Origin of the sequence: Paenibacillus sp. UNC496MF (assembly GCF_900113915.1) — a bacterium.
GTDB lineage: Bacteria > Bacillota > Bacilli > Paenibacillales > Paenibacillaceae > Paenibacillus_Z > Paenibacillus_Z artemisiicola.
Genome location: NZ_FORE01000005.1, coordinates 630,780 through 643,940 on the forward strand (window position 1 = coordinate 630,780; position 13,161 = coordinate 643,940).

At 63.0% G+C, this 13,161-nt stretch carries 12 protein-coding genes; 3 read left to right on the plus strand and 9 right to left on the minus strand.

The window, feature by feature from the left end; genetic code table 11:
- Positions 1–23 precede the first annotated feature (23 nt).
- The 6 genes from BMZ79_RS07925 to BMZ79_RS07950 form a co-directional block, all read right to left on the minus strand.
- Positions 24–1,181, minus strand: coding sequence for a DUF4349 domain-containing protein (locus BMZ79_RS07925; RefSeq protein ID WP_177222045.1), 1,158 nt, complete (start codon positions 1,179–1,181; stop codon positions 24–26).
- A 266-nt stretch (positions 1,182–1,447) separates the two neighbouring features.
- Positions 1,448–2,716 (minus strand): adenosylhomocysteinase, encoded by a 1,269-nt coding sequence (locus tag BMZ79_RS07930; RefSeq protein WP_090638362.1) that lies wholly within the window; start codon positions 2,714–2,716, stop codon positions 1,448–1,450.
- 17 nt (positions 2,717–2,733) lie between these two features.
- Positions 2,734–4,368 carry a bacillithiol biosynthesis cysteine-adding enzyme BshC gene (gene bshC, locus BMZ79_RS07935; protein ID WP_090638365.1) on the minus strand — a complete coding sequence of 545 codons (1,635 nt, stop codon included), beginning with the start codon at positions 4,366–4,368 and terminating at the stop codon, positions 2,734–2,736.
- Between the two features lie 147 nt (positions 4,369–4,515).
- Complete coding sequence (locus BMZ79_RS07940) at positions 4,516–4,911, minus strand: DUF3397 domain-containing protein (RefSeq protein ID WP_090638368.1); 396 nt, start codon at positions 4,909–4,911, stop codon at positions 4,516–4,518.
- Between the two features lie 23 nt (positions 4,912–4,934).
- On the minus strand, positions 4,935–5,879 hold the full coding sequence (locus BMZ79_RS07945; RefSeq protein WP_177222046.1) for a ketopantoate reductase family protein: 945 nt from the start codon (positions 5,877–5,879) through the stop codon (positions 4,935–4,937).
- Between the two features lie 120 nt (positions 5,880–5,999).
- The gene (locus BMZ79_RS07950) at positions 6,000–6,647 is read right to left on the minus strand and encodes an RsfA family transcriptional regulator (protein ID WP_090638374.1); all 648 of its coding nucleotides are present in this window, start codon (positions 6,645–6,647) and stop codon (positions 6,000–6,002) included.
- Between the two features lie 268 nt (positions 6,648–6,915).
- On the opposite strand from BMZ79_RS07950, the gene BMZ79_RS07955 reads away from it, so the two are divergent.
- Complete coding sequence (locus tag BMZ79_RS07955) at positions 6,916–7,152, plus strand: DUF2626 domain-containing protein (RefSeq protein WP_090638377.1); 237 nt, start codon at positions 6,916–6,918, stop codon at positions 7,150–7,152.
- Between the two features lie 92 nt (positions 7,153–7,244).
- Here BMZ79_RS07955 and BMZ79_RS07960 read toward each other — a convergent pair whose 3' ends face one another.
- Positions 7,245–8,429, minus strand: coding sequence for a class I SAM-dependent methyltransferase (locus BMZ79_RS07960; protein ID WP_090638379.1), 1,185 nt, complete (start codon positions 8,427–8,429; stop codon positions 7,245–7,247).
- A gap of 105 nt (positions 8,430–8,534) precedes the next feature.
- On the opposite strand from BMZ79_RS07960, the gene BMZ79_RS07965 reads away from it, so the two are divergent.
- Positions 8,535–9,620 carry a coiled-coil domain-containing protein gene (locus BMZ79_RS07965; protein WP_090638382.1) on the plus strand — a complete coding sequence of 362 codons (1,086 nt, stop codon included), beginning with the start codon at positions 8,535–8,537 and terminating at the stop codon, positions 9,618–9,620.
- Positions 9,621–9,698: 78 nt separating this feature from the next.
- Here BMZ79_RS07965 and BMZ79_RS07970 read toward each other — a convergent pair whose 3' ends face one another.
- Complete coding sequence (locus BMZ79_RS07970; protein WP_090638384.1) at positions 9,699–11,039, minus strand: extracellular solute-binding protein; 1,341 nt, start codon at positions 11,037–11,039, stop codon at positions 9,699–9,701.
- A gap of 164 nt (positions 11,040–11,203) precedes the next feature.
- Here BMZ79_RS07970 and BMZ79_RS07975 point away from each other — a divergent pair, with 164 nt between their 5' ends.
- Positions 11,204–11,713: a hypothetical protein gene (locus BMZ79_RS07975; protein WP_090638386.1), complete on the plus strand. Its 510-nt coding sequence runs from the start codon at positions 11,204–11,206 to the stop codon at positions 11,711–11,713.
- Here the strand turns inward: BMZ79_RS07975 and BMZ79_RS07980 are convergent.
- Positions 11,710–13,041, minus strand: a complete 1,332-nt coding sequence (locus BMZ79_RS07980) for a PhoH family protein (RefSeq protein ID WP_090638388.1) — start codon at positions 13,039–13,041, stop codon at positions 11,710–11,712. The two genes, BMZ79_RS07975 and BMZ79_RS07980, sit on opposite strands and share 4 nt — an antisense overlap.
- Positions 13,042–13,161 lie beyond the last annotated feature (120 nt).

The following is a 13,161-nucleotide window of genomic DNA, read 5'->3' on the forward strand; positions in this document are numbered from 1 at the left end:
CGATTGCCAATCCGTTGACCGGTTTACGACGAACGATCTTCGCCGCCGTCCGGTTTCGTCACTTCCACGTCTTCCGGAGTTTCCGGGAGCTTCCCCGTGGGACCCGGCGTTCCGTTCGCCAACGCGGCCGCCCGGCCGGCGGCCTTTCGGCGGCCGCTCCGGTAGAAGGCATAGCACGGAATCGCGATGACCGCGATCGCCGCAGCCACCGGAAGCGCGCCGGCCGCGAACACGACGACGCCTTGCGCGGCGGCGAACAGCGCTTTCGCGCTGCTTTCGGCGGCGTCCGCAATCCGCTCCCCGAACCCGCGCTTCCCGGCATTCGCCGCAGCGCCCGCCTCTACCGTCTCGTACATCCGCAAGTCGATCGTCGAATAGGCGACGTTCGCGTCCAGATAGCGGATCCTTCCCTTTATCTGCTCGATCTCCGTCTGCACGTCCCCGAGCTGCTGGGAGATTTGCAGCAGATCCGCCGTCTTCGTCGCCTTCGCCATGAAGTCGAGCAGCCGCGCTTCGACGACTTGCCGCGCCTTCAGCCTCGCTCCGAGATCGACGTACTCCTGCGTCACGTCCGTGCCCTGCGCGCTGCTCTGGTAGCCGAGATGCTCGATCTTCTCCAAACCGGCGAGGAAGCCGTCGAAGCCGGTCGCCGGCACTTTGATCGTGAACGTGCCGCCCCGCTCAGCCGACGTCTTCTGATCCGCGAACTTCAGCAGATAACCGCCGGACAGATGAATGAGGTCCCGGAGCTTCGTCTGCGCCGCGTCGTACGCCTTGACTTCCATCGTGACGTTGCCCCGGTACACGATTTTCCGGTCGATGCTCTCGCCCGCAGCGCCGTTCCCGGCCGTACCGTCTACCGAACCGCCCGGCAGCGCGCCGGATCCCGAAGGATCTGCCGATTCCGGCGAAGCCTCGGCCGCCGCGCTTGTCGACGCCATCGTATCCGCCGTCGCGGACGAGTTCGCCGGCTCCGACGTCGCCTTGTCGTCGCTGCCCGCGTCGGCATTCCCGGCATCGGCAGCCGCTGCCGAATCCGCCGCAGACCCGTTGCTTGCGTTCCGATTCGCCGTCGAGCAGCCGGCCAGCATGCCCGCAAGCACGGCCGCCGCCAATAATCCCGCCCACCGCTTCGTTCTCGTCCTCCGCGTTCCCGCACCCCGTTTCTTCTCCCGTTCCATGCGCACGACCCCCTGCTTTGTATTTGTACGCCTGCAATGAGGATTGCTGGCTTGCGCGATCCAAGGAGGATCGAACATGCGGCAGCATTCCTCGCCACGTGCCTTTCACTTCCCAAACGCGGAAGGGCTTCCAAATGTTGCAAGACGACGCAAAGAGCCGGGATGCCGCGAGCCCAACGCAAAAAGGGAGCCGCTTCTCGAGGAAGGGCTCCCGCCAAGGTGACGCATGGGTATTGAATGCGCAAATCGCGCGAGACGCTCGTCGCTTAATGCGCCTGCCAGCTGTCGAGGTACGTCTTCTGCTCGTCGGTCAGCTTGTCGATGCCGGTGCCGAGCGCTTCCAGCTTGTAGCGCGCGACCTGCTCGTCGAGCTCGTACGGCACGTTCACGACCTTGGCGCCGATCGCCTCGTAGCGGTCGTTGACGTACTTCAGCGACATCGCCTGCAGCGCGAACGTCATGTCCATGATTTCCGCCGGATGGCCGTCGCCCGCGGCCAGGTTCACGAGCCGGCCTTCCGCCAGCAGGTAAATGCTCCGCCCGTCCTTCAGCCGGAATTCCTCGATGTTGCGGCGCACGACGCGCTTGGAGACGGACATCGCCTCCAGCTCCGGCTTGTTCACTTCCACGTCGAAGTGGCCGGCGTTGGATAAGATCGCGCCGTCCTTCATGACTTCGTAGTGCTCCCCGCGAATGACGTCGCGGTTGCCGGTAACGGTGACGAAGAAATCGCCGAGCTTCGCCGCTTCGCGCATCGGCAGCACGGTGAAGCCGTCCATGTACGCCTCGACGGCCCGAATGGCGTCGATCTCGGTCACGACGACCTGGGCGCCGAGCCCTTTCGCCCGCATCGCCACGCCTTTGCCGCACCAGCCGTAGCCGACGACGACGACGGTTTTGCCCGCGACGACGAGGTTCGTCGTCCGGTTGATGCCGTCCCAGACGGATTGGCCCGTGCCGTAACGGTTATCGAACAAATATTTGCAGTACGCGTCGTTCACGGCGACCATCGGGAACTTCAGCGAGCCGTCCTTCTCCATCGCCTTCAGCCGGATGATGCCCGTCGTCGTCTCTTCGGCGCCGCCGCGAAGATTCGCCATCAAGTCGGGACGCTCCGCGTGCAGGATGGTGACGAGGTCGCCGCCGTCGTCGATGATCAAGTCGGGCTTCGTTTCCAGCGCCTTGACCAGGAGGGCTTTGTATTCCGCCGGCTCCGGATTGTACTTCGCGTATACGGTGATGCCGTCCTCCGCGAGCGCGGCGCAGACGTCGTCCTGCGTGGACAGCGGATTGCTGCCCGTGATCGTCACGTCCGCCCCGCCGGCCTGCACGACCTTCGCCAAGTACGCCGTCTTCGCCTCCAGGTGCAGCGAGATCGTGACTTTCAGCCCCTTGAACGGCTGCTCCCGCTCGAACTGCTCCCGAATCCGGTTAAGCACGGGCATGTGCGCCGCGACCCAATCGATCTTCAAGCGGCCGTCCGGCGCAAGCGCCATATCGCGCACGATGCTGTCTTGCTTGGCATTCCCAGTCATGGTCATCTTCCCTTCGCTCATAAAAAAATCAGATAATGGCCGCCGGACCGGTCGTACGGCGCCTCCAGCAGCTTCTCCAGCCACGACGCCCCGAACCGGTTCCAGAAGTCCGCCATGTTCAGCGTCCGCTCCTGCGGTCCGCCTTCCGGCCACAGCGCGAGCGCGACCCCGTCCTGCTGGCGCAGGGCGGCGTCGAAGCGCCGCGCGTGCGCTTCCTTCGTCCGCTTCTCCAAATAAGCGATCTGGTCCAAAATGCGGCGCAGGTTGTTCGCGGAGAGCGCCTCGAGCCCTTTCTCCACGGAAGCGGACAGCCGCATGACCGGCGCGTAGAGCGCTTCGAATTGCGCGCCCGCTTCGGCGAAGCGTTCCTCGATGCCAAGCTCGTCGCGCTCCTTGAGCCAAGCTTCGCGCCGGTCGGCGTAACGATGCACGACGTCGTCGAAGGAAAGCCCGTATTTGGCCATCTGCTTCTCCGTCGCGGCGTCCACCAGCGTATACGACATCCGCGGCAGGATCAGCGGCATTTCCATGCCCATGGCGCGGAACGCTTCGCCCGTCAGCGTCCAATAGGCGACCTCGCCGGGTCCGAGCACGGCGCCGAGCACCGGCAGCAGGTAATCCTGCATCAGCGGCCGGGTCAGCACGTTGTTGCTCAGGCGCTGCGGTTCTTCCGCGGCGATCCGCAGAAGCTCGTCGCGCGACAGCCGGCACGTCTCCTTGCGGTTGCGGAAGCTCCCGTCCGTTTCCTTATACAGCAGCGTCCGTTCGTCCGCCTCGAACACGAACAGGTTCGCGCAGCCGTCGGCGACGTCCGCCGACGGGGCGAAGCCCAGCTCGCGAAGCGCCGCTTCGGACCGCTTGTACGCCGCCTCGAGCGCGTCGTTGCGTTCGATCATCGCGGTAAACATCGGCGCTTCGAGCGCGCGGATGCCGGCATCGTCGGAATCCAGCAGCACGAGGCCCTGCTTTCCGAACAGCCAGCCCAGGACGGCGGCGAACCAGCCGGACAGGTCGTCGTGATCCGCCGCGAAGCGGCTCAGCGCGTCCAGCAGCTCGCGCTTGAACTCGCTGTCCGGCAGGACGGCGCCGAGCCGCTGCAGCGCTTCCGCCATCGCGGGCTTCGCCAGCTTCGTGCGGCTGACCGACGTGCGGCCCCCCGCCGGACGGTCGATCGCGACGCGGACGAGCTTGTCTTCGGCCGCGCGGACGTAGGCATGGTTCGCCTCGTCCCAGTCGTGGTCCTCGCCCGCGATCCAGAACACGGGCACCACGTGCCTGCCCGTCAGTCCGGACGCTTCCCTGGCCGCGGCGATCGCGGTCACGGCTTTATGTATGACCAGCAGCGGTCCCGTCCACAAGCCGGCCTGCTGGCCGGTGACGACGACCGGAGCGCCCGCGCGGATCGCTTCGATGTTCGCCAGGACGGCGGGCGCGGCGTTCATTCGTTTATTATACGCCAGCAAGGCATCTGCCAGGCGTTCGGGCTGTACGCGTTTGTCCCCATGGGCTTCCAGCCAGTTCATGCGACGGTGCCAATGCGATTCTTCCGCGGGGTGGCTGCCGAACAGCGCTTCCACGCCGGGATGGCTGCGCTTCGCGTAAGCCTCGACGAGCGGCTGTCCGGACGGCAGCCGGACCGGTTCTGTTCTCATCAACAGTCTCTACCTTCTTTTCTCCGGTATACGAGCTCTATAATGGCATGCGTTTTTTCTCATTCATTGTACACATTGTTTCGGTAACCGTCAAAATAAAAGACCCCCCGTTTCCGGAGGGTCCGATAAAACCGCGGCGGCCGCGATTCAGGCGGTAAACAAACTCTTGCCGATGCCGACGAACATGAGGATCACGTAGCAGACGCTCATCAGAAAAAATCCGAGCCGCCAAATGGCGCGCGAGACGCGCCGGAGATCGAGGTTGCCCTTCGACCGGTACTGCATGTTCCCGAGCAGCCCGCCGCCGAGCAGCAGGATGAGCAGGATGCCGTACAGCCCGAAGCCGCTGTCGAAAATATCGTTGAACAGCACCGCCACGCAGCCGATCAGCAGGGCCGTCGTCACGTCCATGGCGAGGCGGAACGCTTTTTTCCGGTCGCCGCTGACGGCGGCGTAGCCGAAATAGACGAGCAGGAACGGCACGACGGGAATGACCGCCAATAGGGCATATACATGCTTGATGCTATCCCAAATCCAGCCCAACCCGCTCTCCTCCTCCCGAAGAATTACGTCACGCGCAGCGCCTTCACGAGGGCAAGGACCGCGTCGTTCATCCGCGACGAAAGACCGAGACGCTTGGCGTACCCGGCGATGCCGCCGTTGATCCAATCGATTTCCGTCATGCGCCCGGCGCGCACGTCCCGCAGCATCGAAGACTCGTTGCCGGCGGTCGCCGCGCATACGCCGAGCAGGCGTTCCCAAAGATCCTCCTTGGACCGCAGCCCCGCCGCGCGGAGAATCGCTTCGCTTTCGTCGTGCAGCGCCCGCATCAGCCGCAGGCGGTACGGATCGCGCGGAAGCTCGCCGTTCCTGACTTGGTAAATGGCCGTCAGCGGATTGATGACCGCGTTCAGCAATAATTTTAGGAAAACTTGATCTTTGATCTCATTCGACAGATTCGCCTCGATTCCTGCATCTGCCAGCGCGTCAAGCAACATTTTTTGCGCCTCCGCGCCGTCGTCGTTCCGGCCGTCCCAGCGGCCGAATGCGAGCCGCCCCGTTCCGGTATGCCGTACCGTCCGTTCGTCCGGCTTCAGCGCGCCTTCCGTCGTCACGGCCGCGTAGACCCGCGACGCCGGCAGCGCTTCCGCCAGCCGTTCCATATGCCCGATGCCGTTCTGAAGCGCGAGCAGCGGCACCCCTCCCCGGAGCAGCCGCTCCAAATCCGCGAGCAGCCCCGCGTCGACGTGCGGCTGCTTCACGGCGAGCACGGCCCAATCCGCGCCGAACCCGCGGCCGGCGCCGGCATCGACGAACTGCCGCACGGACGCGGCCGGGATGCCGACCTTCGTCTCCGCGCCCGTCGCTTCCTTATATAAGAGTCCCTGGTCGTTAAGGGCGCCCGCCTGCTCATCCGACCGGGTGAGCAGGACGACGCCGTGCCCCGCCAGCGCCAGTCTCGCGCCGTACAGCAGCCCCAGCGCGCCGGCGCCCACGATGATGATGTTCACGCGTCCACCTCGCTCGTTCTGAATCGTTCTACCGCCATCGTACCAGAAGCAAACGAAAAAATCCCGCCGCGCCTGCATCAGGTACGGAGAGATTTTAAGGGGTTGCCGCACGGGGCGGCCTTATTCGATGCGTTCCAAATTTCCGTTCGCGTCCATTTTGAAACGCGGCTTCAATTCTTCTTCCTCGGTCAATACGGTCAGCCTGCGGGCGCGATCCATGATCTGAATCAGCGTCTTGTAGTCGTCGTTCACCGCGCGGTAATCCGTCTGCGCGTTGTTCACTTCGAGGGACAGCCGCTCGTTGATCTCGCGCAGCGCAAGCAGTTCTTCCTCCCTGTCCCGCAAATCGCGTTCGAGCGATTTGATCTGCCGGTTCAGTTCTTGGTACGTCGCTTTCCATTGGCGCAGGAACCGGATGACGGTATCGATCGAGAGCGATTCTTCCGTCAGCGGGTCATTTTTGTAGGCGCGCTCCTCGGCATCCATTACGTTCAGGGAAGACACGTGAGGGGTTGCGGCGTACGTCTGCTTTTTCATATAATTCCGCTTTTGGCGCTGCTGCTTCGCGATCTGAATGGCATCTTCATAGCGCTTGCGAACGCAGCTGTTCCAGCGAAAACCGCAGGCCGCCGAAGTGCGGCCGATCCGCTCCCCCACTTCTTCGAACGCGGCTAGCTGCGTGCTGCCTTCGCGAATGTGCCGCAGCGTGACCTCGGCCAGAATGAGATCGTCATCCGGGCTCCAGGCATCTTGTCTCACTGCTGTCATGCAACCAAAACCTCCCAACATTAGGCGCTTACTTTATCTCTATGCCCTTGGTAGAGTTCATAGAATCTATCGGATACTAAATTGTATATCCATTTTTTTTTAGGCTCATACATGTTTTCAGCCAAATTGAAGCAAACTTGTACCAAGACGCTTTGCAAGTTAAAAAGTTTGCCAATTCGTCACGATTGAAACAGTTTACAGTCGTTACCTGAAACGTTATAATGGGCAATAGAAATCGGGTCGAGACTGACGAGAGGGGGAGAATTTCATGGCACGCATGTTCCGGGTGCTCGGCTTTTGGACGCTTGTGATCGCGCTGATGGCGTTCGCGGGACACATGAACGAGATGGCGCTCTTGTTCTTTATCCAAACCGCTGTGTTTGTCCTGTTAGGCTATTTGAACTTTTCCGAAAGAACCTATATGCTGATGTTCTGGGGATACATGTTTATCTCGTTCGTCGGCTTCACGTATTGGACGGTATTTGTAATGGGGAACCCATTCTAAATATACGGACGGACGTTTCACCTTATAAAAACAACCAAAAGGCTGTTCCGGGAGACAAGCTCTCCGGAACAGCCTTTTTTCGACGGGCGCGTCTATTTGCGCAGCACGAGCACCTTGAACGTCTCGCTCATCGCGTCGCTGAGCAGCAGCTGGCGAATGGCGCGGTTATGCCGCGCCGCCTCGCCGAACGGGTCCGTCCCGTCATGCGGCGCGAAATCCGCCAGCACGCCTTCGTCGACGAGGAACTGCTTCTGCGTATCGTAATACACCCGCTCCCAGCCCGCGGCCGCGGCGGCGGCCATGCAGGCGGTAAAGTTCACGTGCGCGGTCATGTCCTGGCCGCCGGGATCGAGCAATGGCTCGTCGCGGGCGATATGCTCCTTATAGCAGAGCAGCGTGCCGCGCATCCGGTGCGGAGCCGCCAGCTCCCGCGCTTCGTGGCCATAATCGACGAGCACGAGGCAGCCGCGGGCAATCCGCGCGGCCATGTCCGCGAGCCACGCCTCCGCGGCCAGGTTCACCTCGAGAATCTGGCCTTCCCGCAGCGAGATCCCGTCCCGGCGCAGCGCGGCCGCGAGCCGGTCGTCCGAGAGCGCCATCTCCGCATAGACGAACGCCCCCCCTTCCCCTTCGCCTTCCGCGGCCGCCGCGACCCCCAGCTCCCGCAAGATTCCGCCGCGCAGGACGACCCGGTGCACCGGGAACGCGTCCAGCAGCTCGTTGGCGATCACGACGAGAAAGCGATCGTCGGCGCTCGCCCATAAGGCGGCTTCCGCTTCGCCCGGCGCCATGTACTTCACGGCCGGTCTTCCGGGCGTGCCCGTTCCCTCCCCCAGCCGATGCCGCGCCTCCGCCAGGTGGGCGGGACTTCCGTCAACGAGCCAGTACGCTTCCGGGCTCCGATCCGGACGGCCGGCCTCCCATGCCGTCAGCATGTGCTGACCCAACGCGCCCGTGCCCGCTCCCCATTCAACGACCGTGACGGGAAGTTCCTGCGACCCGGCGAGCTTGGCCGCATACCCCGCCAGCTTGCCGCCCATGATCGTGCCGATCGCGGAGCTGGTATAAAAATCGCCCGCCCGGCCCACGCGGACGCCGCCCGCCCGGTAATAGCCGTCCCGTTCGTCGTACAGGCACATCGCCATATAGTCGCGAAACGTCATCGCCGGCCGTTCCGAAGCGGAGCTTGAAGCACCCGCTCCCACCGCCCGTCCGCGGCGGCCGCCGCTTTCGATCGCCTGTAATATCGCCGTCTCCAACCGCGTTTCGCGCCGCATGCGCGATCGCCTCCTTCCCTAGGACAAAATTGCCGGTGCCGGATATAATAGACTCCTCTTGCGCATATAGTAGGGCATGCACAGCCGCCAGAAAGGGGGTTGACCGTGCAAGGAACGACACGCCGCCGGGCTGCGTCGCTTGCCGCCGCGGCGCTCGCGCTATGGCTGACGATTTCTCCCGCGCTCGCCGAGCCCGCCGTCCCGGCCGACGAAGAGACCCGAAGCGTTCTCGAGAAAAGCCTCTCCGTCGTCGAGATCGACAAGGAAATCGCGCGCATCCAGACGGAGCAAACCGCCGTCAAGGCTAAGCTTTCCGCCTCCCAAGCGGCGCTGGACAAGCAGGAAGCCGACATCGACGGGAAACGCGAGGAAGCCGGCAAGGTGCTCCGCGCTTATTATACCGGCGAACGCAATTCGCTGCTGACGGCGCTGCTTTCGTCCCGCAGCTTGTCAGGCATGCTGGCCATCCTGGACTTTTTCGATCTGATCTTCGCGTCCGACCGCGACACGCTGAACGACTATCAAGCGCATTATCAAGCCTTGAAGAAGGCCGTCGCCTCGCTGAACGCCCAATCCGCGCAGCTGACCGAAGTCGAAACCCGCCTGAAAACGCAGCGGGCCCGAGTCGTCGCGCTGCAGAGCGACGTGGATTCCGCCTTGAACGGCAGGGAAGACGCGGACAAGCTGCGGTCCCTGATCGACGACTATACGGCTTATTGGCAGAACGTCGGGCTGGTCGAAGTAAACCGCTACTTCAACGCGCTGTCGAAGGCGATGGGCCAAATCCCGTCCTGGGTCGAGAAGGACGAAGGCATGCTGGATATCGACGGCTTCAATTACACGCTGACGATTCCGGACGGCAAGCTGAACGCCTTCCTGCGCGGGCAGAACCCCCTCTTCGACAACTTCGCGTTCGCCTTTAAAGAAGACAAGGTCATCATTACGGGCAAGAAGGACGATCTCGAGGTCGAGCTGTCCGGCCATTATACGCTGGAGCCGGCGGGCTCGATCCTGTTCCACGTCGACGAGCTGATCTTTAACGGCTTGGCGCTGCCCGATACGACGCGCAAGCAGCTCGAACGGCAGTTCGACTTAGGCTTTTATCCGTCCGAAATCGTATCGTTTCTGAAAGCGAAATCGGTCTCCGTCAAGGAAGGCGCCTTGGTCATCAAACTCTCGATCAGCCTGTAAGGCGAAGCCGGGCACGCGGTCTTCCCCTCTGATTTCATTTCATCCCGTCCCCCCCCAACTAATCCCGGCCAAGGCCGGCTATAAGGACGTTGTCGGCGGCGCTTCGGCGCCGCTTTTTGTCGTGCCTGCCGGCCGTTCCCCGTTCCATTCGGCGATCAGCCGCTCGGCCGCCTCGGGCGTGAAGGGACGGGCATTGCCGCCGAGCGAGGCGCACAGCGCGGACCAGCGTTCCCACCGCTCCCGCCAAGGCGGATCCGGCGCCGCGGCCGCGGTCTGCAGCATCGGCACCAAATAATGCGGCGGGCGATTCGCGATCTCGTTGAATTCGAACTCGCCCGTCATGACCGAGGTACGCGCCGGCAGACGGCCGAACGCGCGGTAGCGCGCGAGCTGCGCTTCGGGCTCCGTCATCGCCCGGATCCATTCCCGTGCGTCCGCCAGCTTGTCCGTCTCCGCCGTCAGCACGAAGCTTCGCCCGTTGCTGCGCACGACGGGGCCGTTCGCGGAGCCGATCGACAGCAGCGAGCGTTCGGCGTCGCTGAACCGGAAATACACCGTCCACGGGATGACCGCGCTCAGCAGCTTGTCCTCCCGGAACGCTTGAACGAGCTCGCTCCCCTGCAGCAGCGGGTCGTACCGCGTCAGCTCCTTCGCGTGCTCGGCCGCAAAGCGGAGCTGCTCTTTCTGAGCGGCGGTGAACGGCGACAGGTTCGCCGCCGGCTTCGCGTCCTCCTGGAACAATCCGAGCCATGCGGACAAAGCCCGGGCATCCGCGCTGTTCAGATTGAATGGACTGACGCCGGGCTTCGAAGCCGCGAGCGTCGCCGCCAGGGTTTTGAAGGCGGCCATGTCCTTGGGCGGTCCGGCCGATCCGCCGGCTTTCAGCAGCGGCTTGGACCAGACGTTCAGCAGCGGGTTGCCGTCCACGGGAACGCCCCAGAGCGAGCCGTTCCATTTCACCATGTCCGTGAGCGCTTCCAGCTGGTCCGCGGCGAAATCGCCGGTCACGATCTCGTCGGCCGGCAGCAGAACGCCCCGCATCGCGAGTTCGCGGACGCGGTCGTTATCGAGCAGCATGATGTCGAAGGGCTCGCCCGTTTCGGACGCCTGCTTGCGCGCGGCGTCGGGGTCTTCGTCGCGAATGTTCGTCAGGTTGACCGTTACCCGCGGATGGCCTTGCAAATACCGCTCGTTGCTCTTGATCCAATATTGAAATTCCGTCTCGTCCATGGAGACGGCGATCGTCAGCGTAATCGGCTCCTGGTCGTCGCCGTTCGCGACCTGCGGCAGCTGGCCGGAAGGCGCCCCGCCGCCTAACGGCGCGATGGGCGAGCCCGGCTTGCCCGACGTCGACACGAGCAGCGCCGCGCATATCGTGAATACGCTCAGCAGCAGAATGACCGCTTTTCTGCGTGACACCTTCTCCCTCCTTGCCGGTTGGCTTCACTGCCATTCCTTGTCTATCATTGTAACAAGAAAGCGTTTTTTTGTCGCTAGCCGCTTCGCCGCCGGCCCGCGTTGCGCCGAGGCGCGCGATCGTGCATACTAGCTCATAGACGCCGATCGAAAGGAGAATGTTGCCGATGAACGCCGTTTACAGTCTCGAGCTGCACCTGCCGGAGGACAAGCTCCCCGGTTATTACGCGCAGATCGTCAAAGGCATCGCCGATGCCGTCACCTTGGTGGACCGCCACAAGACGCTGCTCTTCGTCGACGGTCCGGAAGCCCGAGATGCCGTCCTGCGGCTCGCCGCCAAGTACAACGTCGAGACCGAGCGCGGGCTGTGGCTGATGCTGGAGCCCGCGTGGGTCGCGAACGACCGCGTCTTCGGCGATTACGGCGTGACGACCCGCGAAGGCAACCGGTTCCTCGACCTCGGGCTCGCGTCCGTCGTCGCCCTGGCCGCCGCGGACGGCGAAGCCTCGGAGCTCGCGGCCGCGCTGACGCAGGCGGACGAGCATGCCCTCGCGTCGCTTGAACAAGAAGACGGCCGGCGGCTCCTGGCCGTCGACCGTCATCAAGAAGCATTGCTCGCGGGCATCGCCCGCGCGTACCGCTGTTCGTTCGAGACCGTCGTCCCGGCGGCCGTCTAGAGCAGGTCCGCCGCCAGCTGGGCGAGCTTGGAGCGCTCGCCCTTCTCCAGCGTCATATGGCCGCTGACGCCCTCCTGCTTGAACCGCTCCACGGCATGCGTGAGTCCGTTGCTGATGGAATCGAGGTACGGATGATCGATTTGCTCCGGATCGCCCATCAGCACGATTTTGCTTCCTTCCCCGACGCGCGAGACGATCGTCTTGACCTCGTGCCGGGTCAAGTTCTGCGCTTCGTCGACGATGATGAATTGCCCCGGGATGGAGCGTCCCCGAATATAAGTCAGCGCTTCGACTTGGATGCTGCCGAGGCCCATCAGAATTTTATCGATGTCGCCCGACTTCTTCGTATCGAACAGGAACTCCAGATTATCGTAAATCGGCTGCATCCACGGACGCAGCTTCTCTTCTTTCTCGCCCGGTAAGTACCCGATATCTTTGCCCATCGGCACGACAGGCCGCGCGATGAGCAATTTTTTATATTTGTGCTCGTCTTCCACCTTCATGAGCCCCGCCGCGAGCGCCAGGAGCGTCTTGCCCGTGCCCGCCTTGCCCGTCAGGGTGACGAGCGGAACGTCGTCGTTCAGCAGCAGCTCGAGCGCCATCCGCTGCTGGGCGTTGCGGGCGGTAATGCCCCATACGGGGTCGTTGCTTAAGTAGAGCGGCTCCAGCCTCGCGGCATCCTGGCTGACCTTCAGCAGCGCCGATTTCGAGGTGCCCATCTCGTCGCGCAGGATCACGAATTCGTTCGGATGCAGCCGCGTGCCGAGCTGGAGGCTCTTGATCGACAGAAACCGGTACGTGTAGAATTCGTCGATGACGGACGGATGCACTTTCAGCGTCAGATAGCCCGCGTAGACTTCGGAAGGGGCCACGACCTGGTCGGACAAGTAATCCTGGGCTTCGATGCCGAGCACGTCGGCCTTGATCCGCACCAGCACGTCTTTGCTGACGATGATGACCGGGCGCTCCGTCCCTTTATCCTGCTCCTCCAGATGATAGTTCAGGGCCACCGCCAAAATCCGGTTGTCGTTCGTCATCTCCCCGAACATTTCCTGCACCCGCACGAAGCTTCGATGATTCAGCTCTACCTTGAGCACGCCCCCGCTCTCGAGTCCGATCCCTTCATGCAAATGCCCGCCTTCCCGCATGTTGTCCAGCAGCCGGGATACATGCCGGGCGTTGCGGCCGAGCTCGTCGGCAAGCCGCTTCTTCGAATCGATCTCCTCCAACACCACCGCGGGGATAATGACCTCGTTGTCCTCGAAGGCAAAGATCGCTTGCGGGTCATGGAGCAGTACATTGGTGTCGAGCACGAATATTTTTTTCATCGTGAGCCCTCCTGGCGTTGGGAATTTCGTTCAAAGGCGTACATAGCGAAACCCTCGTCTAGGCAAACTAGGCTTGAACACAGGATGCAGACTTTAGAAAGGTCAGGTGGCGAATATGAG

Coding starts and splice junctions, on each gene's coding strand:
- BMZ79_RS07925 (WP_177222045.1), bottom strand. CDS start 1,181: ATGGAACGGGAGAAGAAACGGGGTGCGGGAACGCGGAGGACGAGAACG.
- BMZ79_RS07930 (WP_090638362.1), bottom strand. CDS start 2,716: ATGACTGGGAATGCCAAGCAAGACAGCATCGTGCGCGATATGGCGCTT.
- bshC (WP_090638365.1), bottom strand. CDS start 4,368: ATGAGAACAGAACCGGTCCGGCTGCCGTCCGGACAGCCGCTCGTCGAG.
- BMZ79_RS07950 (WP_090638374.1), bottom strand. CDS start 6,647: ATGACAGCAGTGAGACAAGATGCCTGGAGCCCGGATGACGATCTCATT.
- BMZ79_RS07955 (WP_090638377.1), top strand. CDS start 6,916: ATGGCACGCATGTTCCGGGTGCTCGGCTTTTGGACGCTTGTGATCGCG.
- BMZ79_RS07960 (WP_090638379.1), bottom strand. CDS start 8,429: ATGCGGCGCGAAACGCGGTTGGAGACGGCGATATTACAGGCGATCGAA.
- BMZ79_RS07975 (WP_090638386.1), top strand. CDS start 11,204: ATGAACGCCGTTTACAGTCTCGAGCTGCACCTGCCGGAGGACAAGCTC.
- BMZ79_RS07980 (WP_090638388.1), bottom strand. CDS start 13,041: ATGAAAAAAATATTCGTGCTCGACACCAATGTACTGCTCCATGACCCG.